This is a genomic window from Shewanella sp. 10N.7, from assembly GCF_020806285.1.
In the GTDB taxonomy this organism is placed as follows: Bacteria; Pseudomonadota; Gammaproteobacteria; order Enterobacterales; family Shewanellaceae; genus Shewanella; species Shewanella electrodiphila.
In genome coordinates, this window is sequence record NZ_JAJGZS010000006.1 from 154,525 (window position 1) to 179,646 (window position 25,122).

At 41.0% G+C, this 25,122-nt stretch carries 15 protein-coding genes; 10 read left to right on the forward strand and 5 right to left on the reverse strand.

Features of this window, described 5'->3' with window-relative positions:
* Positions 1-108: 108 nt before the first annotated feature.
* From cysQ to LMH66_RS05835, 4 genes are all read right to left on the reverse strand, one after another.
* On the reverse strand, positions 109-927 hold the full coding sequence (cysQ, locus tag LMH66_RS05820) for a 3'(2'),5'-bisphosphate nucleotidase CysQ (protein ID WP_229368896.1): 819 nt from the start codon (positions 925-927) through the stop codon (positions 109-111).
* 309 nt (positions 928-1,236) lie between these two features.
* Complete coding sequence (locus LMH66_RS05825; RefSeq protein ID WP_229368897.1) at positions 1,237-3,303, reverse strand: glycoside hydrolase family 16 protein; 2,067 nt, start codon at positions 3,301-3,303, stop codon at positions 1,237-1,239.
* A 133-nt stretch (positions 3,304-3,436) separates the two neighbouring features.
* Complete coding sequence (locus LMH66_RS05830) at positions 3,437-6,067, reverse strand: glycoside hydrolase family 3 protein (RefSeq protein ID WP_420709405.1); 2,631 nt, start codon at positions 6,065-6,067, stop codon at positions 3,437-3,439.
* Between the two features lie 79 nt (positions 6,068-6,146).
* Positions 6,147-7,439, reverse strand: coding sequence for a sugar MFS transporter (locus tag LMH66_RS05835; protein WP_229368898.1), 1,293 nt, complete (start codon positions 7,437-7,439; stop codon positions 6,147-6,149).
* Positions 7,440-7,737: 298 nt separating this feature from the next.
* Here LMH66_RS05835 and LMH66_RS05840 point away from each other — a divergent pair, with 298 nt between their 5' ends.
* The 10 genes from LMH66_RS05840 to LMH66_RS05885 all read left to right on the forward strand — a co-directional run bounded on the left by LMH66_RS05840 (position 7,738) and on the right by LMH66_RS05885 (position 24,384).
* Complete coding sequence (locus LMH66_RS05840) at positions 7,738-9,072, forward strand: GH1 family beta-glucosidase (protein WP_229368899.1); 1,335 nt, start codon at positions 7,738-7,740, stop codon at positions 9,070-9,072.
* Positions 9,073-9,136: 64 nt separating this feature from the next.
* Positions 9,137-10,456 (forward strand): glycoside-pentoside-hexuronide (GPH):cation symporter, encoded by a 1,320-nt coding sequence (locus tag LMH66_RS05845; protein ID WP_229368900.1) that lies wholly within the window; start codon positions 9,137-9,139, stop codon positions 10,454-10,456.
* A gap of 230 nt (positions 10,457-10,686) precedes the next feature.
* On the forward strand, positions 10,687-11,709 hold the full coding sequence (locus tag LMH66_RS05850; protein ID WP_102526283.1) for a LacI family DNA-binding transcriptional regulator: 1,023 nt from the start codon (positions 10,687-10,689) through the stop codon (positions 11,707-11,709).
* Positions 11,710-12,499: 790 nt separating this feature from the next.
* Positions 12,500-15,499: a TonB-dependent receptor gene (locus LMH66_RS05855; protein ID WP_102526282.1), complete on the forward strand. Its 3,000-nt coding sequence runs from the start codon at positions 12,500-12,502 to the stop codon at positions 15,497-15,499.
* A gap of 275 nt (positions 15,500-15,774) precedes the next feature.
* A complete protein-coding gene (locus tag LMH66_RS05860) occupies positions 15,775-17,358 on the forward strand; it encodes a tryptophan halogenase family protein (protein WP_229368901.1) in 1,584 nt (527 codons plus the stop codon).
* A gap of 100 nt (positions 17,359-17,458) precedes the next feature.
* Entirely contained in the window at positions 17,459-18,187 is a 729-nt protein-coding gene (locus tag LMH66_RS05865; RefSeq protein ID WP_102526280.1) for a SapC family protein, read from the forward strand.
* A gap of 34 nt (positions 18,188-18,221) precedes the next feature.
* Positions 18,222-19,235, forward strand: coding sequence for a cupin-like domain-containing protein (locus LMH66_RS05870; protein WP_229368902.1), 1,014 nt, complete (start codon positions 18,222-18,224; stop codon positions 19,233-19,235).
* Positions 19,236-19,326: 91 nt separating this feature from the next.
* The gene (locus LMH66_RS05875; protein WP_229368903.1) at positions 19,327-20,847 is read left to right on the forward strand and encodes a tryptophan halogenase family protein; all 1,521 of its coding nucleotides are present in this window, start codon (positions 19,327-19,329) and stop codon (positions 20,845-20,847) included.
* A 46-nt stretch (positions 20,848-20,893) separates the two neighbouring features.
* A complete protein-coding gene (locus tag LMH66_RS05880) occupies positions 20,894-21,661 on the forward strand; it encodes a DUF6445 family protein (protein ID WP_229368904.1) in 768 nt (255 codons plus the stop codon).
* 80 nt (positions 21,662-21,741) lie between these two features.
* Positions 21,742-24,384, forward strand: coding sequence for a glycoside hydrolase family 3 C-terminal domain-containing protein (locus tag LMH66_RS05885; RefSeq protein ID WP_229368905.1), 2,643 nt, complete (start codon positions 21,742-21,744; stop codon positions 24,382-24,384).
* 138 nt (positions 24,385-24,522) lie between these two features.
* Here LMH66_RS05885 and LMH66_RS05890 read toward each other — a convergent pair whose 3' ends face one another.
* Positions 24,523-25,053: a tRNA-uridine aminocarboxypropyltransferase gene (locus tag LMH66_RS05890; RefSeq protein ID WP_229368906.1), complete on the reverse strand. Its 531-nt coding sequence runs from the start codon at positions 25,051-25,053 to the stop codon at positions 24,523-24,525.
* Positions 25,054-25,122: the final 69 nt, after the last annotated feature.

The following is a 25,122-nucleotide window of genomic DNA, read 5'->3' on the forward strand; positions in this document are numbered from 1 at the left end:
CGCATTTGATGCTGCAACCCTGATGGCTCATAGGATGTTTAATGACTTAATCTCTGTGTGCTACCACTTTAATACACACAAATATGTTAGCCAATAAACAATACTAAGCTATGTACGCTCAAACCATTTTGGTGATGCTGCTATAAAATACGGATTTAAAATATTTTCTTTTTGGTTGTACTCAAGCGGTGTGAGTTCAGGGTAAATAAGCACCTGACCACCCGCACTTTCTAATACCGCTTGCGCCGCACCGGTATCCCACTCGCTAGTTAAGCCTAAACGTGGATATACATCAGCATTGCCTTCAGCAACTAAGCAAAACTTCAGCGAACTCCCCACACTTTGCATTTGATGGTCGCCGATATTAGCAACGTATTCAGCAAGGCCAGGGCTAATATGTGAACGGCTACCGACCACAATAGGCTTATCATTAATCTGTTGCTGACTGATATCCAACACTTGCTGCTTTGCGTTGCTTTCTAACCATGCACCCTCGCCTAAGAGGCCTGAGTAGCATTTATTTAATACAGGGGCGTACACGACACCCGCCACGGCTTTGCCGTTATGGATAAGCGCAATGTTGACCGTAAACTCGCCATTGCGTTTAATAAATTCTTTGGTGCCATCTAATGGATCAATTAACCAATAGGTTGACCAGTTTCTTCTTACATTCCAATCAATATCAGCAGCTTCTTCACTCATTACTGGTATATCAACAAAATGTTTTTCAAGTTCAGCGACAATCACATTATGGCTGGCGATATCGGCTGCCGTAACTGGGCTGTCATCTTGCTTTTGCTCAATTTGCAAGTCAGGCTTTGAATACACTTGCATAATCGCATCACCTGCCTGCTTGGCAATGGTAATGACGGTATCGAGCTGTGCTTTAGTTAAGCTTGTATGTTGTACTAATTTTTTATTACTCAAAGGGAATTCCTTAGAAAATACCGACATTTAAGCCAGAAAATTATCAACATACATTATGCCACCTTGCTTATTAAAGATTTATAACTATTTTGTTTGTCTTAGACATTTAACATGATTGAAATTAATGCCATTAAATGGCTTGTACCACGGGTTTTCTTTATTCACTCACACTAGATTTCTAACGTGATGTAATCTGATTTCATTCAAGGCTAAAACTTTATTGTTACTTATTTGTAACGCCAGCTTGATAGTAAGCCAAGAGCGATGAGCTTAAAACCCTCATCGCCTTGACTGCATTCGTATTCAAACTTATTTAGTCAACATCACATTATCAACTTGCATCACGACACCACTTTGATTACCCCATGCAGGAAAGATAACTAAAGGTGTATCCACTTGAGTTAAATCTAAACTAGAACCTGTATTGGCTACCACATCAGAAAGCGCTATTTTGTAGTGAGTCCAAACACCAATTTCAGGCGCATCAATCGCAAAGTCGCCTGAACTGCATGGATGACCACAGTCGACTTTAATATTAAATTCTTTTACTTCACGTGGGTCGCTGGTGACATTCAAATCAAACTCGACAAAGTTAAAGCTACTGACGTCTTGCTGAAAATTTGCACTTTGAAAATACACCACGGCTTCATTAGTATTAAAGCTAAATTGGCTCACAAGATTATTGTCACCACCAACATCAACCTGTTCAATTGCAACACTCCCTGTTGCCGCATAATGACCAATTTCAAAAGGCGCTTTAACTGCATCATCATAAACAATTAATTCATCAGATTGAGACACTTCATATTCATAGCGCACATTATCAATTTGCACGCTCATATTGCCTAAAGGCTCTATCACAAAAGGGTTGGCTACCGAGGCTAAATCAACAAAGCTTCCCGGTGAAAATCGATTACCACTGGCAACAAGGTCGGCAATAGGTAAGCGAATTTCACTCCAAGTATTTAACCCGGGTAAAACCACGCTGGTGTCGCTAACATTGGGCCAGCCACTGTCTATTTTAACCAATAGTTCCACGTCATTATCGGTGCTAATGACATTCAAATCGAAAACTAACACGCCATTCGTCGCCCAATGGGATAAATCAGCCGTGGGAGGGTATGCAAAATAAGCGTTCCCCGTTGCGCCAACCTTGTCTAACTGAAGCACTTCGCCGCGCCCTTCAACCTCAACAGCAGCAAGCGTGACAGAACCATCAGGGTTATAGCTGTCTAAGCTTAGCCCTTCGCTGAGCTCGTCATCATATAAAATGAATTCTGGCCCAGCTCCAATATCAGTCGATGGCGTGGTGATTTCAGGTGCTGTATGGCCTTCGACCATTTCAGCACTTTCACTAATAGACGCACAGCCTTGTCCTGTTTCTGGCGAAACACTGCATTCATACACTCGTACATAATCCACTTCTAACGTCTGTGGGAATACGCTTTCATCCACCCCAGTATTATTGACATTCGCCGCCCACGTGCCGCCAACTGCTAGGTTTAAAATCATATGAAATGGCTGATTGTAAGGCGCATCTTCTGGAGCACTTTGAAGGTTCCCATCTGTATCCGTGTATTGGCTATACCAGCCTGCTGAAGTTTGAGTGGCAAAATGAACCTCATCAACGTACCAACGGATCTCATCTTTTTCCCATTCCACTGCGTACACATGAAAATCGTCAGCAGGGTTTGCTCCTTCTGGCAGTGAATATTCTGCGCCAGAATAAACATTTCCAGGCCATGCTTTACCATAATGCAAAGTACCGTGAATACGAGACTCTGGCTCAGAACCTTCGGTAACTACTTTTAAATTCACCGCTTCCATGATGTCGATTTCGCCCGACCCCGCCCAAGGGCCATACACCCAATCCGTCGGTAACATCCAGATTGCAGGCCACGTTCCTTGGCCTTGAGGCATTTTGGCGCGGATCTCAAAACGGCCGTATTTCCAATCCCCTTTATGGGTGGAATCTAATCTTGCCGAGGTATAAGGTTGCTGCTTAGATGTATCGGTTGCATCGTAATTAGGATCGCCTAAAGCCACGGCTGGACCGCTAAAATCTTCTCGCTCAGCCGTTATCACTAACATGCCATCAGCTACTTTGCTGTTTTCATCACGCTGGGTATAACACTGATGTTCTTCATTGCCCCCGCCATAACAGTTATGGGCAAGATTCCATTTTTCTAGATCAATCGCAGTTCCGTCAAACTCATCACTCCAAACTAATGTCCACAGGCTTTCTTGTGGCTGTTCGACGGTGTTATCAACCGGTGTAATATCATTTTCTGTTGAGCTATCTGAACCACAACCAACTAGCAATGCTGCGGCGATACTCATACTGGTGAAGGTTAAAGTTGATGTTAATTTTTTCATTTTCCCCCCAAGGAAATAGTGAAATGACTTGAAAAAAATCCAACAAAATCCCTTACAAAGTTAATTGCAAGTTCACAACAGTGCAGGAGTTATTGCCAGTTGATTGTCTTAACAATCAACTGACAAAGATTAATTAAGGCGCTGGACAGGTAATCGTGGCGTCATTAGCCGCATTAGGCACAATCAGTAAATCACTGAAATTAATTTCGGCTTTACCTTCTGTCGCAATATAGAAAGGTGTATTGATATTGCCAAACTCAACTTGCTGATTTGCAAAACACTTCAAATCAACACTAATAGTTTGCCAAGTTCCAACTGACTCATTTAAGGCTCCTGCAATATCAACATCTGCGCGGCAATCTCTATCGCACGCCACACCTAACATGACCGGTTTTTCAACCTTGTTGGTGGTTTTAATTAATACAGATAAAGCGGAATTACTGTTTGAATAAGCACGTAAGTCACGTGGGAAGTTACTGATTAACCCAACAAAGCCCATGCCTGTTCCGTTAAAGTTCACTAACCTTGCGTCTTCTTGCACTGCTTTATCAAAGGTTCTTAAGGTCAATGCATCATTTTTTTGAATACTGCTACTTACTGTCTCCATTGAGGTTTCTGTACCAATAATCAGTTTCCAAGGTGCTTTTACAGCTCGCTCAAATAAGGCTAACGTTTCAAGCTTAGCGTCAGATGCAAAGTTATCTTCTGAAAGCGTATCTGACACCTGGCTTTTTTCACCGTATTTAAGACCATAACCATAGGCAAATAAGGGTTGGTAGTCTTCATCATTCACATTAACCGACGTTTGCTGTGGCGTTGTTGGCCATGAGAAAGATAGCTTACCGACAAAGTCAGCATTGACTTTTCCATCTATCTCAGTGAAAAGTACTTGAGCTACGCCATCACCTTCTGTGCCAGGTAACCAAGCAGCGACAAAGGCGTCTGATGCGTTTAATTCAGGGTTAACCCACATAGGACGGCCACTGATAAATACTGAAACCACAGGAATACCCTGAGATTTTAATGATTGCAGTAAAGCTAAATCACGCTTATCTCCACGTTGGTATTCAAGGTTATCAATGTCGCCATTACCTTCTGCATACGGCTCTTCACCAAATACCACAATTGCCACATCAGGTTTGTTTGTTGCGTCAAATTGACCATCAACACTTAACCAAGCTTGACCACCCGCAGCATCCACAGTTTGCTCAATACCCGCAAAAATCGAAGTTGCACCTGGGAAATCTTCATTTAAGTTATCTGTACCCTGCCAAGTAATACTCCAACCACCAGATTGCTTACCGATATTATCGGCTGCATCACCCGCCACTAAAACTTTGGAATTTGGCGCTAATGGTAAAATGTTAGCGTTATTTTTAAGCAGTACTAGTGATTCACGCACCGCTTGTCTTGCTACATCTCGATGCGCTTTAGCACCAATTAATTCTGTTTTGCCTGAAATAGCGCGATTAGCAGGACTTGGCTTTTCAAATAATCCTGCGCGAAATTTAACTCTAAGAATACGACGTACTGCATCATCAACACGTGCTTGACTAATTTCGCCATCTTTAACTTGGGCAATAGTGTTTTCGTAAAGAGGTTTCCAAGCACTGGTTGGCACCATGAATACATCTAAGCCTGCATTGGCAGCTTGAGCACATGATTCATTAGTACAGCCGTCAACTTGACCATGACCGTTCCAGTCACCTACCACAAAGCCATCAAAACCCATTTTGTCTTTTAATACATCATTAAGTAGGTATTTTTCGCCGTGGATTTTTTTACCTTGCCAGCTATTAAATGACGCCATGACGGTTTGCGCGCCAGCAGTTAAACCGCCAACATAACCCTGAGCATGGATATCAAATAAGTCTTGCTCTGAGTCTAGGTTTTGCCCCTGATCAATACCCTTTTCTGTTCCACCATCACCCAAGAAATGTTTTACCGTTGAAATGACATGTTGGTCAGATAAAAAGTCATCACCGACTTTTCCTTGCAAACCTTCAACAATCGAGTGCGAGTAAGCTTTAACAATGCGTGGGTCTTCTGAGTAACCTTCATAGGTTCTTCCCCAGCGATCATCCCTTACAACCGCAACCGTTGGAGCAAACACCCAATCAATACCTGTTACCATTACTTCTTTGGCTGTAATGGCTGCAATATCACGGATCAAATCTGGATTATTCGCCGCACCCAAACCAATGTTATGGGGAAACAAGGTAGCACCAATGACATTGTTATGACCATGAACCGCATCGGTTCCCCACATTGTTGGAATAGCGATACCATCAACGCTGTCGTCCATAGATGCTTGGTACATATCTTCAGCTAACTTAATCCAGTCCGCAGGTGTTGCGTGTTTATCATCATTTGGATAAGCTCCGCCGCCATTCAAATAAGAACCAAATCCATACTTACGCATATCTTCAACGGTGATATCACGGATTTCAGGTTGGATCATCTGAGCAATTTTTTGCTCTAAGGTCATCTTTTCCATTAACGATGAAATGCGCTGTTCAAGTTCAGCATCTTTCGCTAATGGAATCGCAAGCTTTGGCCAAATATCAATATTATTTACTGTCGCTACGTCAGTGGTTTTGGCTGCAACTTCTACTTCAACCACAGGCTGTTTATCTGCTTTAACCGGTGCCATTGGCATATCCTTGTTTTCACCTGAACAAGCCGATAGCCCCATCAATACGGTTAATACTTGCAGTGGCAATGCTAATTGCTTCCTTGCGATAACCTTATTTGCCTTTTTCATAAAATTTGCCTTATGTATTCTTGTCATAAATTCTATATTTGTTTTTAAATGTTTCATCATTAAGCGTTTAAGTCGAATATTACGCAGCTTCTGGGCGTTTAGCTTTACTGCCCACTAAACCGTAATAAGCAATAAAGGCGTAACACACTAGCGGTAAAACAAACGCCAATTGAATGCCAAAGGTATCAGCTAGCATGCCTTGCAATAGTGGGACAATCGCACCACCAACAATCGCTAAACACAAGACACCAGAACCTTGACTGGTATGCTGCTTTAAATCTGTTAACGCTAAGCTAAAGATCGTTGGGAACATAATAGAATTGCATAGTCCAACCAATAGCAATGCCCACATTGCTGTTGTGCCTTCAGATAACATCGCTACTGCCACTAATAAAACTGCGCAGGTAGCGTTAAATGCTAGCACTTTGCCTGCAGCAATTTTTTGCATCACCAAAGCACCAATAAAGCGACCAACCATTGCACCACCAAAATAATAAGCAATGTACTTAGCAGCTTGCGATTCAGTAAATCCACCAATGTCAGGCTGAGTCAAAAAGTTAATTAAAAAACTACCTATGCCAACTTCGGCGCCAACATAAACAAAGATACCTACAGCGCCTAATACCAAATGTGGATATTTCCACGCACTACCTGTGCCCTTTTGTTGTTTGGTTTTTTGCTCGCTAATACCAAGAACGGGTAACTTTAAAATGAAGAAAATAATCGCTAGCACACACAAGGCGCCAGCTAACATTAAATAAGGAACTTGCACTGTACTGGCTTGATGTACAGCTGCAATAGATGACTCTGCCGCACTAGAAGCTGCTTCATGGGGTTGATTACTTAAAATCAAGTAACTGCCAAAAAATGGCGCGACTGTGGTACCAAGCGCATTAAATGCTTGAGTCATGGTTAATCTTGAAGACGCGGTTTCTGCAGGGCCTAATGCACTCACATAAGGATTAGCGGCAACTTGTAATATGGTGATACCCGATGCTAATACAAAAAAAGCACTTAAGAACATCCAATAAGAGGCATAGCTCGCTGACGGATAAAAGAGTAAGCAACCTGCGCAGGCAATAGCCAGTCCGGTAACAATCCCTTTTTGATATCCAATTTTACCGACTAAAGAGCCCGCAGGAATTGAGACAATAAAATAGGCACCAAAGAAACAAAACTGAACTAACATGGCTTGGGTATAGCTTAATTCAAACATATTTTTTAAATATGGAATTAAGATGTCATTTAAACAGGTTAAAAAACCCCACATGAAAAATAGTGAGGTTAATGCCATCAAAGCAAACCGAAAACTCCCAGTTTGATGAACACTCCCCATTTCAGCAGCATCTGCATTTAACGGTGCGTTAGCCATGACATTTCCTCTTTAATTATTATGTATTTATGGTTTAAGTCTATCTAAGCACCCTTGTTCTACATCTTTGGTAGTACATGGATAGGCCGTTTCGAGAATTATCTAAATCAATTATTGACGTTTGGTTAATTAATCACTAACCTCGATGTAAGCGCTTTCATTTTTAACATACCGATAACGAAAGTCAACGATTTTTATTAGTAAAAATTGTAACAGCACCTCAGTAACCGCCTGTGTTTAGGCCTTTGAAGCGCTGTAGGCAGAATTACATCAGAAACATATTAAGTGAATAATAAATATGAAAATATCATTACCATCAGATTCTAAAATGCACTCAAAAGAATTTACTTTTGGTGTTGCAACCGCCTCTTTTCAAATTGAAGGAGCGGCTGATTCTCGCTTACCTTGTATCTGGGATACCTTCTGTGCAACACCAGACAAAATCCGTGACGGTTCTGACGGCAAACAAGCTTGCGAGCATGTGGCATTATGGAAAGATGATGTTGAGTTGATTGAATCATTAGGAGTTGATGCTTATCGATTATCTATTTCTTGGGGGCGTGTGATTAATCAAGATGGTAGCCTCAATCAAGAAGGTGTGAGCTTTTATACTAACTTGATGGATAGTCTTATCGCCCGAGGGATAAAGGTATATGCCACGCTTTATCATTGGGATCTACCACAACATATTGAAGATCAAGGTGGTTGGTTAAATAGAAAGACTGCCTACCTCTTCCAAGACTACACCGATAAAATCACTCAAGCACTTGGTGATCGCGTACATTCTTACGCCACATTAAATGAACCTTTTTGTAGCTCTTATTTAGGCTATGAGATTGGTATTCATGCACCAGGCCTTGCAACAAAAGCCTATGGTCGTAAATCTGCGCACCACTTATTGCTTGCTCACGGTCTTGCCATGCAAGTGATTCAAAAGAACTGCTCAAACGCATTAAACGGTATCGTGCTTAACTTCACTCCTTGTTACCCTTATTCTGACAAGCCAGCTGATATCAAAGCCAGCCAAATTGCTGATGACTACTTTAATCAGTGGTATATCAAACCAATAATGGATGGTAAATATCCTGAAATAATTCATGATTTTGATGACGGTGACAAACCAGATATTGAACCTGGGGACATGGACATTATTAGTCAACCAATCGACTTTTTAGGAATTAACTTTTATACCCGAGCCGTGTATCAAGCTTGCAGTGAAAACCAGTTTGAACAAATTGATATGAAAGATACCCCTAAAACTGATATCGGTTGGGAAATTTACCCTGCTGCCTTCACCGACTTATTAACTAGCTTACATAACACCTATACATTACCGCCAATTTACATTACTGAAAATGGCGCAGCTATGGATGATAAAATTGTTGATGACGCGGTAAATGATTTAGACAGACTTGAATATTACCAAGCGCATTTAAATGCGGTTAATGATGCTATTGAGCAAGGCGTTAAAATCGATGGTTATTTTGCATGGAGCTTAATGGATAATTTTGAATGGGCAGAGGGCTATTTAAAACGCTTTGGGATAGTGTATGTTGATTACCAAACACAAAAACGAACAATAAAACACAGTGGTCTTGCCTACCGTGATTTTATTAGCCAAAGAGCTGAATAATAGCAAAATAAAAATAATGCCCAACACCCTACATTAGAAAAATAATAACCCGAAAGAGGTTTGCATGATTAGCGTTAAAGAGAAGATAGCCTATGGATTAGGTGATACAGCCAGTAATATCGTTTTCCAAACGGTGATGTTATTTCTTACGTTTTTTTATACTGACATATTTGGTATTTCACCTGCATTTGTCGGCACAATGTTTTTGGCTGTTCGATTTATTGATGCTATAACCGACCCTCTGATGGGTGCACTCACTGATAGAACAGAAACCAAATGGGGTAAATTCCGTCCTTACCTTATGTGGTTTGCCCTGCCTTTTGGCTTGATTAGTGTTTTAGCATTTACGACACCTGACTTAGCTGAAGAAGGCAAAATGATTTACGCCTTTGTCACCTATACTGCATTAATGATGGTCTATACCGCGATCAACATTCCTTATTGTGCATTAGGTGGTGTATTAACAGCCGATCCCAAAGAACGAGTTTCAGTACAGTCTTACCGCTTTGTGTTTGCCATGATTGGCGGTTTAATGGTGTCAGGATTAACATTACCTTTAGTTGAATATTTCGGCCAAGGCGATCAAGCTAAAGGTTATCAACTGACCATTGCAGCAATGAGCGCATTGGGCGTGGTTATGTTTATTCTGTGTTTTCTTGGCACAAAAGAGCGCTTACACCCGCCGAAAGATCAAAACTTAAGCTTTAAAAGAGATTTCAAGTTACTGTGGCAAAACGATCAGTGGCGTATTCTATCTATAGCCGCTATATGGTTGTTATCTGGCATGGTGCTTAAAACCAGCTTAGCAATCTATTACGTTAAGTATTATTTGCATATGCCAGACTCAATCACTTTATTCATTACTCTTGGTATGATTGGTAATATATTTGGCTGTATTTTAGCTGAGCCTTTAGCTAAACGAGTCTGTAAGGTCAAAGCTTATATTACGATTCAATTCATTGCTGCTGCTCTGTGTATTGCGGCCTATTTTGTCTCAGGCGATCAAGTTGAACTCGCATTTGCACTATTTATAGTGTGGGGCTTTACGTTTAATATGGGTACCCCTCTACTATGGGCGAAAATGGCAGACGTAGTTGACTACGGTCAGTTTAAGACTGGCGTAAGAATTACCGGAATGATTTATTCTTCAGTTATTTTCTTTATCAAGTTAGGTGTTGCGATTGGTGGTGCAGCCGCTGGTTGGTTGCTGGCATTATATGGTTACCAAGCTGATGTTGAACAAACCCAAGCAACTCAACAAGGGATTTTGATTTCATTTACTATCTACCCTGCTGTGGGATCAATTATCGTCGCTATCGTCATGAAATGGTACAAGTTAGACAATGAGCAAGTTGAGAAAGTGCACGCTGCGATTACGCAATAAATATGCTCAACATTCACTAATGAATAAATATTCACAAATTGTAGAAACTTATTAATTACAGAGCTTGATACAATTGATACGCACAACAGATAATACTGTTTATTTGGCGAACTGATTTATTAATGTTCGTCAAATAAAATCGTTTTTTAATGAATGTGCTAAATAGTTCATGCTAGTCTAACCGACGTTTTGACTCTCATCATTAGCTAGACAGTATTAAATAGGGATATATGGCGACAATATATGACGTATCAGTTTTAGCAGGCGTTTCACTCGCGACAGTGTCCCGAGTGATGAATAACAACACTAAAGTCAGCGAAAAAACGAAACAGAAAGTATTAAGTGCAATGGATCAATTGGGATATCGTCCAAATACCATTGCGCAGTCCCTTGCGTCAAACCGTTCAAATAGTGTCGGTGTGTTAGTGTCTCAATTAGACGGCCCCTATTACGGCCCAATGATGACTGAGATTGAAACTGCACTTCGAGCGGGCAATAAACACGTTATCATTGCAGCAGGACACAGTGATGAGTCCCAAGAAAAAGACGGTGTTGAGTTTTTAATGAGTCGAGGCTGTGATGCGTTAATTCTTGACGTAGAAGCTGTTGATGATGAATATCTGATTAAGCTGCACCAGGGTGATACTCCCATCGTGCTGATTAACCGCTACATCGAAGAAATCAGTGATGCTTGTGTTTATTTAGATAATGATCTTGGTGGTTACCTAGCCACCAAACACATTCTCAGTCATGGACATAAAGACATTGCGTATATCTCAGGCCCCAAATTTAAACTCGATGCTCAAGACCGATTACATGGTCATCAACGGGCATTAACTGAATTTGGTGTCGAATTTGATGAGCAACTGTGCTTTGAGGGAGACTTTAAAGAGCACAGCGGCTGTTTAGCAATGGAGCACTTACTTAGCGTCAAAAAGACTTTTACCGCAGTAGTTTGTGCTAACGATCAAATGGCCTCTGGTGCCATTGCAGTATGCCTTGAAAAAGGCATGAAAATCCCACAAGAGTTGTCATTTGTGGGGTACGATAACATCCCTTTCCCACAATATATCTCCCCTAAACTCACGACAGTGAATAACCCGATCCATGAAATGGGCAAAATGGCTGCATTTTGGGTATTAAAGCATGTTTATAATGACCCTAAAGCTGAAGTTGAAAATACCTTTACACCACAGTTAATAGTTAGAGATTCGGCAACTAAGCCTTCTGACAACCACAACAAACAATTATAAGCGCAACAAACAATTATAAGTGCAAAGCACCAATCCCTAGATGATTGCCTGTCAGACCCAATTTAGCCGCGACTTATGCGGCTTTTAATTAGCAGCATTCAAGCTTGCTACATCAAAAATCAATTCTCATACCTCACTTCTCATTTCTCAAGTTATTGCACAACTAGTGTTATTTCAATATGGGGATCTGCCATCAGTTTCAGGCCTGCTTTTCTGCTTTTGTGCTTACTGCTTACTGCTTACTGCTTACTGCTTACTGCTTTGCGTATTTTCTAAAATAGTATCTAAATTCATGGCCATTTTTGACTCCGAAATTGACCTAATACTCATTTAAAAACATTATTCATTTGTCATACAATATGTGTAAAAACAAGCATGTAACTGCACTAAACTGTCTTTATATTGAAATTAGCTTCCATAATCTGCAACAACCACCTTCCCTAGCGTATTTATTTCAAAAGAAATGTAAGCGCTATCACAAAATTATTTCTTTTTTTATTTTAGATAAAACTGCTAAATAGTAAATTATTAATGTTTTTATTCAGCAACTTAAGATTTCTTGTTTTGTTTTGCCACAAAAACAAAGTTAACAACTTGTGATTTTTTGTAGCAATTATTGTTGACGCTGTTAACAAATTAATCTAGTTTTATGTAAGCGCTTACATTAACTTTTACATAAAGGCTTTTCAAAGCGTTTACAAATGATGAATAAAACATATTACGTGAATGCGTAATCCGAATAAAAAAATCAGAGAGTAGTAGCCTGAGATCTAGTCGAGGGGAGACTTAGATGAAATTTAGAACATTTAAAAAGACCAGAATTGCCACTAGTTTGTCGGTAGTACTGAGTGCAAGTACCATGATGCCAGCATTCGCAGCTGATGAAGCGGCTGCAGATGAAAACATTGAAGTACTTCAAGTCACGGGTATTCGCGGAAGCTTAATTAAATCAATGGATTTAAAACGTAGCTCTAACGGTATCGTTGATGCAATTAACGCTGAAGACATTGGTAAGTTCCCAGACAGTAACTTAGCTGAGTCTTTGCAACGTATTACGGGTGTATCAATCGACAGACAAAATGGTGAAGGTAGCCGTGTTTCTGTTCGTGGTTTCGGTGCAGACCAAAACTTGGTTATGCTCAATAACCGTCAAATGCCAGTAACAACCGGTTCTCGCTCTTTTGACTTCGCTAACATTGCATCAGAAGCAATTAGTGCTGTTGAAGTTGAGAAAACAAGCCAAGCGAAAAACTCAACTGGTGGTATTGGCGCAACAATTAATGTTCTAACTCATCGCCCACTAAGCTCTCCAGGCCTTAAAGCGACTTTCGGTGTTAAAGCTGTTGATGATCAATCAACTGATGAAGGCTCTGTTACACCAGAACTATCAGGTTTATATTCAAACACTTTTGCTGATGGCAAATTTGGTATTTCGATTTCAGCGAGTTACCAAGAACGTGAAAGCGGTAACCAACAAGCTCAAGTCGGCACAGGCTGGCGTAGCTTCCCAGGTATTGTTGACCAAGACTGGGGCGGCGATAATGCAGAATGGGGCGGCGTACCAAAAGATGACAATCAAATTAACCGTCCAGGTGAAGATGATGTTTACGCAGTGCCACAAACAACGGTTTACCGTTTTGAAGAGCAGCAACGTACCCGTACTAATGGTCAGTTAGTTTTACAATACGAGCCAATTGACTCGTTACGTGCAACTCTAGATTACACTTACATGCAAAATGATGTTGATACCCAATCACATGATGTATCTGCATGGTTTAACTTTGTTCCTACTCAAGAAAGCACTTGGTCAGATGGCCCAGTATCATCTCCATTGGTTTACTCTGAAACTTACCCTGATGGCGGCGCTGATTTATCAATGGCCGCGGGTGATTACGGAACACGTGATGAAAGTGGCTCTTTAGGCTTTAATTTAGAGTGGGATGCAACTGATAACTTATTCTTATCATTGGATTACCATACTTCAGAAGCAGAGCGTTCACCTAATAGCCCTAACGGTAGTAACAGTAACTTAAGTACTGCAGCATTTATTCGTACAAGCGCTGCAACTGATTTCACCGGTGACGTACCAGTACTCGCTGTTGGTGGTGGTAATGCTGTTCGTCCTGAAGATATGCGTGTTACTGGTTCAGTATTTGGTAATGCTCGTAATAAATCAGAAGTTGAACAACTACAAATCAATGGTACTTACGTCTTTGAAGAGGCTGGTAGCATCGACTTTGGTATCGCAGCAACTGACGTAAATAATCACTCTCAATCAGTAAACGTACAACGTAATGACTGGGGTGGTGTTGGCGCTGAAGGCGATTTTGACCCTTCATGGTTCCCAGCGGGTAGCGTTCAAGATAAATTTGACGGTTCACAAGGTGACTTCTCAGATTATGAAGGCTCAGCCTCTATTGACCCACAAGATGTGATTTTCCTTTGGGATTTTGAAGCGGTTCGCGCTCGCGCTGCTGAACTATACGGCTCTACAGCTGTTGGTGATTGTGGTAACGGTTTCTGTCCATCTACTGATTATGCAAGTGATACCGACCGTTTCACTCAAGAAGAGTCACAATCAGCATATGTCCAATATAACTACGAAGGCGAATGGGGCGATATGCCATTTGATGTTCACTTCGGCGTACGTTATGAAAAAACAGATGTTGAATCTAAGTCAGCGGTTTCATCTTATGACCAAGCAACTTGGATAGCAGAAACAGAAATTGCACTTCAAAGCACTACATCTGATAACCGTGTATTTGGTACTCAAACAGGTTCGTATGATTACTTTTTACCAAGTTTCAACTTCAATATTGAAGTCGTAGAAGATATTTATTTACGTGCTGCATACAGTGAAACAATTGGTCGACCAGACTACACCTCTATTCAAGGTGGTACGACAGTTGGAACACTAGCTAACCGTGGTGGTGGTAGTGGTGAATCAGGTAACCCAAGCTTATTACCACTTGAATCAACTAACTATGATTTCTCTGGTGAGTGGTACTACGCAGATGCGAGTTATGTCTCTGTCGGTTACTTCCGTAAAGACGTAACAAACTTTATTGATAGTAACCCTGTAAATTCTACTATTTATGAAATTGCAGATCCATCAAATGGTGTTTACGTTGCAGAAGCTATTGCCGCTGGAAATGTAACAGCCATTGATCAGCGACAGTGGATTTACGACACTTATGGTGCAACCGATCCAAATGTCACTCTAAACCCAGATAACGGCAATATTGAAATCACTGGTAACCCTGGTGACCCAAGCCTTAACTTTGTACTAACAACGCCTTCAAACAGTAGCGACAGTTCTGTGATTGATGGTTGGGAATTTGCAGTACAACACTTCTTTGGCGAGTCAGGTTTCGGCATGCAAGCTAACTACACGTTAGTAAATGCAGGCGACTCTTATGACAATTACAACCTAAACCGACCTGGTGATGATCCGCAAAATGTACTAACCAACATCAGTGATACAGCTAACGTTGTTGCCATCTATGAAAACTATGGTTTCTCTGCTCGTTTAGCATGGAACTGGCGTGATGAGTTCTTGAACTCAACAGGTGACGGCACCGGTGCTAACCCATCATATACTGAAGAATATTCGCAAGTTGATTTCAATATTGGTTATGACATCGCTGCAGTTGAAGGCCTAACAGTATTCTTCGAAGGGTTAAACATCACTGAAGAAAATACGCGAACTCATGGTCGTTCAACTACTCAAGTATTGAACTACACCCAAACAGGAGCTCGATACAGTCTAGGTGCACGTTATACATTCTAACTTGAACACGTTTTAAAAATGTAAACTAAGGTCGTTTGAGGTGACTATCATGGTCACCTCTTTTTTTAAGTTACATCCGTTAGCAACATGGACGTTGCACCTTTTTTATGAATTTACAATTCTCTCTCATTATTACAAATTATTACTTACAAACACTTGTAAGCGATTGAAAAATATTCAATGCTAGTCAAGCACTAGCCGAAAAAATGACTCTATCGATACGAATTAAAGTTATTAAAACTGGCCTTAACTACAAAATATAAAATAGGCATTTTATGGCACAAGCGATTCAAAACATTATTATTGTTGGCGGCGGCACTGCAGGTTGGTTAACAGCAGGAATACTGGCTGCTGAGCACAACGCTGATAATGGCAAGCTATCGCCCTCTCCTAAGCTCAATATCACTTTAATAGAATCTCCAGATGTGCCGACCATTGGCGTAGGTGAAGGTACTTGGCCTTCAATGCGCAGCACACTCAAAAATATCGGCATCAGTGAAACTGAGTTTTTAATCCATTGCGACGCAAGTTTTAAGCAAGGTTCGCGTTTTTTCAACTGGACTCACTCAGCTGATACACACAATCGCTCCGGCGAGCAATATCTTCATCCTTTCAGTTTACCTATAGGAACAAACGAATTAGATCTTTGTCCTTACTGGATGCCACACAGAGAGCAAGTCAGCTTTGCAGATGCTGTTGGTCAGCAAAATCAATTAAGCCAATTATTTTTAGCGCCTAAACAAATCACTACTGGTGAGTATCAATTTCAAAATAATTACGGCTATCACCTTAACGCCGGTAAGTTTAGCCAGCTATTGCAAAAGCACTGCACCGAAAAACTTGGCGTGACTCATATTCAAGACCATGTCACCAGTATTCACAAAAACGACAATGGGGATATTAGCCACTTAGCAACCAAGCAATCAGGCATCCTCAAGGCTGACTTTTTTGTGGATTGTACTGGAGTCAAATCTTTACTGCTTGGTGAGCAGTTAAGCGTTCCATTTATATGCCAAAAGTCTGTGTTATTTAATGATTCCGCTTTAGCGGTACAAGTTCCCTACCTAAGCCCTGACTCAGAGATTGCTTCATGCACTCATTCTACTGCGCAAACAAATGGTTGGATTTGGGATATTGGTTTACCGACAAGGCGAGGCGTCGGTCATGTCTATTCATCGAGTCATACCGATCAAGACCAAGCAGAAAAGCAGCTTATCGATTACCTTAGACCCACAGTCAATATTGATGTAGATAAACTAGAGTTCAAAAAACTTTCTATTGCACCGGGGCATCGACAAGTCTGCTGGAAAAACAATTGTATGGCTATCGGTATGGCTGCAGGCTTTATCGAGCCTTTAGAAGCATCAGCGCTAGCATTAGTTGAATGGAGTGCCAATACCCTTGCTAAGCAATTACCTTCGAATAGACAAGTAATGGATATTGTTGCCTCTCGAGTCAATCAACGTTTTAGCCAACATTGGCAGCAAATTATCGAATTTTTAAAGCTGCATTATGTCCTGAGTAAAAGAAGCGACAGTGACTATTGGCATGACCATCGTGAGTCATCAACGATACCGGATTCTTTACAACAACAAATCGAGCTGTGGCGAACTCAAGCGCCGAATATACACGACATTCAACATACAGATGTATTATTTCCAGCTGCGAGTTTTCAATTCGTGCTTTATGGTATGGAATTTCAGACCATGGTGCCAACTCAACTAAAGCCGTCATTGCAACATAAAGCTCAACAACTTTTCAGTGAAAATATAAAACGTACACAAGGCTTAAAGCAAATATTGCCCACCAACCGAGAGTTGCTGGCAAAAATTGCACAATATGGATTACCTAAGATTTAGTCGCAATACAATAATAAACGACAAATTACACTCGCTATTACAAGACCAATTACACATAACAATAAACACAGCTAAGACTGTATTTGATTAGGATGTCAGCATGAATAAACCAGTATTACTCAATAGTGTCGATCATAAAGACTTAAAAATTATTACTGAACGCTCAGAAAAATTCGGTGATAACCTCTGGTACACAGTGACCTTTCCAGCCGAATTTAGAAGTGTACAGGCACATTATCCAATCTTTTTTCAAAAAGACAGTAATACCGGCCAATTCTATTCTGTTGCTATGTTTGGCTTCCAACATAAAGAAAACTTGTTTCTTCAAGATGGTAAATGGCAAGCGGCCTATATTCCATTAACTGTCCGCCGCCAACCTTTTTTAATCGGTCAGCAAACTGTACAGGAAGATGGTGTTGAGCAGGTTCAACGTGTGATTCATTTAGATCCAAACCATCCTAGAATCAATGAAGCCGAAGGTGAGCCGCTATTCTTCCCATACGGTGGTAACACCCCTTACCTTGATGAAGTCGGTGAAATGCTTGAAACCATTCACCATGGCTTAATCGATAGCAAAAACTTTATTGAAACCCTGATCAAACTTGAATTGCTTGAGTCATTTACTCTAGACATTGAGCTTGATAACGGTGAAAAGCACCAAATGATTGGTTTTTACACCATCAATGAACAAACCCTTGCCATGCTTCCCGCGGAAACACTCGCTGAACTGCATCAGCAAGGTTATCTCAGCGCTATTTATATGACGTTGGCATCACAATCAAATATAAGACAGCTTTTGAACTTCAAAAATGCTCAGACAAGTGCTTAACGCTGTATCAGGCACATCTATAAGGTTGTTGTAAATGGATACGAAACAGACAGTAAGAGTGATTGAAAACAGCTCAATGAGTGACATCATTGATGAGATTGAGTCAATCGATGAACCCGTTATTCTTAAAGGAGCTTGTGCCCACTGGCCTTTAGTGGAAGCAGGCCTTAAAAGTGCTGAAGATGCGGCTCAATACTTACTGTCTTTTTATCAGCAAACCCCAGTAACTGCCTATTACGTGGCACCAGAACATAAAGGCCGCGTATTTTATAACGATCAAGTTAACGGCTTTAATTATCAGGCCGCCCAGCTTAATTTACATCAGGTGATTGATAAGCTATTTACCCATAAAGATGATGACTTTCCGCCAAGTATCTATATGGGTTCAACTGAGATTAATCAGTTTCTGCCAGGTTTAGCAGATAAAAACAGCTTAAAACTTGAGTCTATTAAGCCACTTACCAGCGTCTGGTTAGGTAATCAATCTCGAATAGCAGCACATTTTGATTTCCCGCAAAATCTTGCCTGTAATGTTGTTGGCAAGCGTACTTTTACCCTATTCCCACCCGAACAAGTCGGTAATTTATACATTGGCCCGATGGAGTTTGCCCCTGGTGGCCAAGAAATTAGTATGGTCGACTTTGATGCGCCCGACTTTGATAGATACCCTAAATATAAACATGCCCTTGCAGCGGCTCAAACCGCTGAGCTTGAGCCAGGTGATGTGCTATATGTTCCTAGTATGTGGTGGCATCAAGTAAGTGGTGTAGAAGCCTTTAATGTGTTGATAACCCATTGGTGGCGAGACACGCCAGCTTATCTAGGTAGACCGAATAACGCGCTGGCAATGGCAATGTTAAGTCTTCGCTCACTGCCTAAAGCACAACGACAAGCTTGGAAAGCCATGTTCAATCACTACATATTTGATCATGATGACGATGATGTCAGTCATATCCCGAAAGATGCTCAAGGGATGCAGACTAAACCTCTAGATGATATCAATGCTCGAAAGCTTAGAGCGGACTTAATTAATAAGTTAAAGCGATAAACTCATAAAAAAGCGAGTTCATTAATTTTCAAACAACGAATAATAAAGAGTTAATCACTATTTTGTGAATTGATCGTAAGGAAATTCTGTTATGCAAAAGCAAGCCTCTGAAAAAGCAAACGCTTCAAACAAGCCAATTAAAAAAGTTGTCATTGCAGGTGGCGGCACCGCTGGCTGGATGGCCGCTGCTGCATTAACAAAACTGCTAGGTAAAAACTTAGAAGTGGTATTGGTTGAATCCGATCAAATAGGCACTGTAGGTGTCGGTGAAGCCACCATTCCTACGTTACATATTTTTCATCGTTTATTAGGCATTAAAGAACAAGATGTCATGGCTGCTACCAATGCCACTTTTAAATTAGGTATTTCATTTGAAAATTGGCACGATGTGGGAAAAGATTACATTCACTCCTTTGGTTTTCTCGGCAAAGATTGCTGGGCCTGTGGTTTCCAACATTTTTGGCTGAAAGGCCAACAACGTGGCATCGTCAGTGAAATCGGCGACTATTGTACTGAGCATTTAGCGGCGCGAGAAGGTCGCTTTGCTGTACTGCCGAATCAAGATTACAACCATGCGTATCATATGGATGCGACGCTTTACGCTAAATTCTTACGTGCCATTGCCGAGCAACATGGCATCACTCGTATAGAAGGCAAAATTAATGATGTCTTGCAATATGAAGCTAGCGGCAATATTAAAGCCTTACAACTTGACTCAGGCGAAATTGTGGAAGGTGATTTATTCCTTGATTGCACTGGGTTTAGAGCCATGCTAATCGAAGGCACACTCAATACAGGTTTTGATGATTGGAGCCATTGGTTACCATGTGATAGCGCGATTGCAGTGCAAACCAAAACCACCGAAAAACCGATTCCTTATACTCGCTCAATCGCTCGTGATTCAGGTTGGCAATGGCGGATTCCACTTCAAAGCCGTACCGGTAATGGCATCGTTTTTTGCAGTAAATACATGAGTGATGAAGATGCCAAAACCACGTTAATGAACAATATTGAAGGTGAGCCGTTAACTGACCCTCGTGTGATTAAGTTCCGCACAGGCAGTCGCCGTAAAACATGGCATAAAAACTGTGTCGCAATCGGTTTATCATCTGGTTTTTTAGAGCCGTTAGAGTCCACCAGCATCCACCTTATTCAACGAGGTATTGTGCGTCTTCTGCAAATGTTCCCTTCACAAGGTATTGTTGAAGAAGACATTAATGAGTTTAATGAGCAAACTCGCACAGAAACTGAAAACATCCGCGACTTTATTGTATTGCATTATAAGGTCACAGACCGTACTGATACTCGCTTCTGGCGCTATTGTAAAAATATGAGCGTACCTTCATCGTTGCAACATCGTATCGATATGTTTGATGCTTCTGGCAAAGTGTATAAACACGGTAATGAATTATTTGGCGAAAGTTCTTGGATACAGGTAATGATGGGTCAAGGGTTAGCACCGAAACAATATCACCCAATCGTCGATATGATGGAAGATGAAGAGTTGGAACACTTCTTAGGCTCAATCAAAGCAAAAGCGAAACAGAAAGTCTCGAATTTGCCTGACCATTATGATTTTGTGCAGCATTACTGTAAGTCAAAAATGCTTTAACTAGTCATGATTGAGTTTATTTAGAATTAAGCCAGTAAGGTTGTTTATGACAGAACCACATTCGCAAACAGTGCAAGAGCAAGTATCTAGTGCTAAGCCAACAGATCTCAATCCAATGGTACGCGTCAACAAGCCATTGAAACCAGAGATCCATTATATTGGTGAACAAAAAACACCTGTGATTGTTATCGATGACTTTACTGCTGACATCTCTGAACTACAACATTGCGCTGATCAAATCGACTTTAACTTAGACAAGGGTTCTTATTATCCAGGGATAAGAGCCAAACTGCCTAGAGATTATGTGATTGAAGTATTAAACCACGTATTTCAATTGATTTATGATGTTTACAAAATACCCACTAACCTTCGCATCAAACCTCAAGCAACGTACTTTTCGTTAATCAACCGCCAGCCAGAAAATTTGACGACGTTACAACGTATTCCACACTTTGATACCCCTGCGCCCTATTATTTTGCATTACTGCAGTATCTTAACGAAGAAGACCATGGGGCAACGGCATTTTTTAAGCACGTTCCTACACAATTCGAACGTATTACCCAAACCAATATGGATGAATACTTCCGAGCTGCAGAGCCCTATTTACAAGAACTAACTCCGCATCCGGCAAAATATTTTGTCGAAAGTAATCAGTATTACCAACAACATCATCAAATCGAATATAAACAACATCGATTGGTGATATATCCGGGTAATTTGCTGCATTCAACTTTAGTCTGTCCTAAAACAGATATTGATAGTAACCCCCAAACAGGCCGCTTAACGGCCAATATATTCATCAATGTCAGCTAATTATGCTGGTGAACTCTTTGCCAATTGACATTGTTAACCTCATAAAAAATATCTTTTATTAATCTATCAAGGAGCCTCAGATGACACCGATATATCGGCCAAAAATGAAAGCGCTTACAAAAAATAGACTTCGAGCAGTTTCAATTTCAGCTTCAATACTGATGTTAAGCAGTTCGGCTGTCATTGCTGACTCATCAAGTACTGCAGATTCATCAAATACAGTGAAACAGTCACATGCATTATCAGTACTGAGTCAAAGTGAGCAACAGCGTTTACAGCACCGTTTATCTCAGGTTGAATCTGAAATTGAACGTCTTTTACCTCAGCTCTCTTTAGAGGAAAAAGTGTCTTTAGTCCATGCAGGCGGAAAATTTCATATCCCAGCAATTGAGCGATTAAATATTCATGAAATGTGGATGTCTGACGGTCCTCACGGGGTTCGTTACGAAATTGACAGAAACTCTTGGGCACCTGCCGGCTGGACGAATGACTACTCAACTTATTTGCCGCCACTCACCGCAGTAGCCGCAAGTTGGGATCCTAACATGGCCAGTTTGCATGGGAATGTACTAGGTGCTGAGGCGCGTCATCGTAATAAAGACCTTATTCTCGGCCCAGGCGTTAACCTTGCACGCCTGCCATTGTATGGTCGCAACTTTGAGTACATGGGTGAAGACCCATACTTGGCTGCCACATTAGTCGTTCCAACCGTTAAAGCCATTCAAGCTAATGATGTCGGTGCAACTGTTAAGCACTATGCGTTAAACACCCAAGAGTTAAACCGTACTGGAGTGAATGCCAAACCTGACGAGCGAACCCTACGAGAGGTGTACCTGCCCGCATTTGAAGCTGCAGTTAAAGAAGCCAATGTGCATGCCATCATGGGCGCATATAATGAGTTTCGCGGCACTAATGCTAACCAAAGCCATCATTTGATTAAAACCATTTTAAAAGGTGAATGGGCCTACGAAGGTTTGCTCCTTACTGACTGGAATGTCAATATCAATACCTATGATGCTGCCATGAACGGCCTAGATATTGAAATGGGCACCGCTGTCGAAAGTTATGATGAATACTTTTTAGCTGATCCACTCCTAGCAATGATAAAAGCAGGTAAAGTGCCTGAATCTGAGCTTGATGATAAAGTACGCCGTATTCTTAGAGTGCAATTAAGCATTGGCATGATGGATAAACAACGTTTATCAGGTGAGCGAAATACCCAAGCCCATCGTGACGATGCTCGCACCATTGCGACCAATGGCGTAGTGCTATTAAAGAACAACAAGCAGGTATTACCCCTTGATGCGGATAAGGTCAAAAACATCCTAGTGTTAGGGCCTAACGCGGATAAACGCCATGGCTTTGGCGGCGGGTCATCTGAGGTAAAAGCCTTATATGAAATCAGTCCACTTGATGGCCTTAAAGCAAAATTTGAACAAAATGGCCGTAAAGTTAATATTCAACACATGCGCCCTGCCAGTAGTGCATTTATGCCCATCCCAAATGACTACTTAACCACTCGTCATTGGACTGGGACCCCTTCTTGGCAAATTAACTATTATGCAGATAATCACCTTAAACAATTAAGCAGCGAATCATGGATTGCTGATCCGCAGTTTGATGCCAAAGGTCAGCAACAAAATGTTGAAATCCTTGCTAATATCAAACCGATGGAAACAGGAAAGCACACATTAAAGCTAATGGCGCAAGGTAAAGTAACCCTGTTGATCAATGACAAGGCCATTGTCGATGATAATGCGAAACCTGCCAATATTATTAACGCTGAAGTAGAGCTGAAAGCTGGTGAAACTTATGCTTTTAAGCTTATTTATCAAGGTAAAGATAAAGTCACTTTAGGTTGGGAAACGCCAAACAGTTTATACAATTCAGAAGATGAGTATTTAGCCGCTGCGAAAAATGCTGATGCGGTAATTTACTTTGGCGGCTTAAGTCATGCAGACGATCGTGAATCGATTGATAGACCGGATATGAAGTTACCAGGCCAGCAAGATGAAATTATCGAGAAACTATTAACGGCAAATCCGAATACTGTCGTATTTATGATTGGCGGCTCGGCTGTAGAAATGCCTTGGGCTGAAAAAGCAAACGCTATTGCTTGGGGCTGGTATGGCGGAATGGAAGCGGGTCATGCCTATACTGACATCTTATTTGGAGATGCTAATCCAAGTGGCAAAATGCCGATAACCCTTCCTAAAAAACTACAAGATACTGCACCTATTGCGCTAAATGATTATAACGAGAAAGAGTCGTTATATTCTGAAGGGGTATTTATTGGTTATCGCTGGTTTGAGCAACAAAAAATTGCGCCTGAATTCCCGTTTGGTCATGGTTTGTCTTACAGTGAATTTAGCTATGACGACATTAACTTCTCAAGTAGTAAACTAAGCGGAGATGATACGTTAACTGTTACTGCCAGTATCACTAACACCAGCAAAACCGATGGTGCTGAAGTTGTGCAGTTGTACCTTAATGATGTTAAGGCTAGTGTGCCTCGTCCGCTGAAAGAGTTGAAAGGCTTTGATAAAATCTGGCTAAAAGCTGGAGAAACGGGACAAGTTAGTTTCACACTGAATCAACGTGATTTATCATTTTGGGATATTAACACCAATGATTGGTTAGCTGAATCGGGTGAGTTTAAAGTTATGATTGGTTCGTCAGTAGAAGACATTAGACTCCAAAAAAGTTTTAATTATCAGCAGTAATAAAAGCTATAAGAATCAACTTAGATATAGTTATAGTTATAGTTATAGCCATAACACTGCATTTGCGGGAATTGAGTCACTCAATTCCCGCTTTTAAATCTCAAATGTATAAAGCTAACTTGTACCTGTCATTTGTTATCACTGCATTTTATGAGCGATTTGCTCCTTTAAACATTTCATAATGCTTTCAGCAGATTCTAACTCTCCAACTTGAGATAATATGTGCGCAGCGCATTCAGCCGTACACAGGCCTCCTTCAAGCTGATTTCTTCTTAGCTGATAAATGGATTCAACCTTGCTATTAATTGAGACTTTTTTAAGTTGCTTGAGATAAGGACTACGATTGTATATTTTGCGCGCTTCTTGCCACGTAGAGTCAATAATCACTAATGCGTCAAAATTTGAAAATGTATCGGATTCAAGCCTAATACTGGTATCAATTATCTCTGCGGAATCAATTGAACCCATTACGAGGCTGGGCTGGGCTGGTAATTCAGGAAATAATAATCCCACATTCGCTGACGCGATTAACTGAGTCAGTTCCGGGTTGGGATTCACTCTGTCCCAAGGTATCACCAGTGCACGCTCTTCTAATACAGCTTTGACCCAACGACCTGTATTGCTCGGTCTAGTGAGCTCTTTTTGGTGAGTAAGCAAGATGATTTTCAATACTTGTATACCTTTGTAGTGGTCAACTAATATTGGCCACGATCTTAGAGTTTAACCAGAACAATCGTT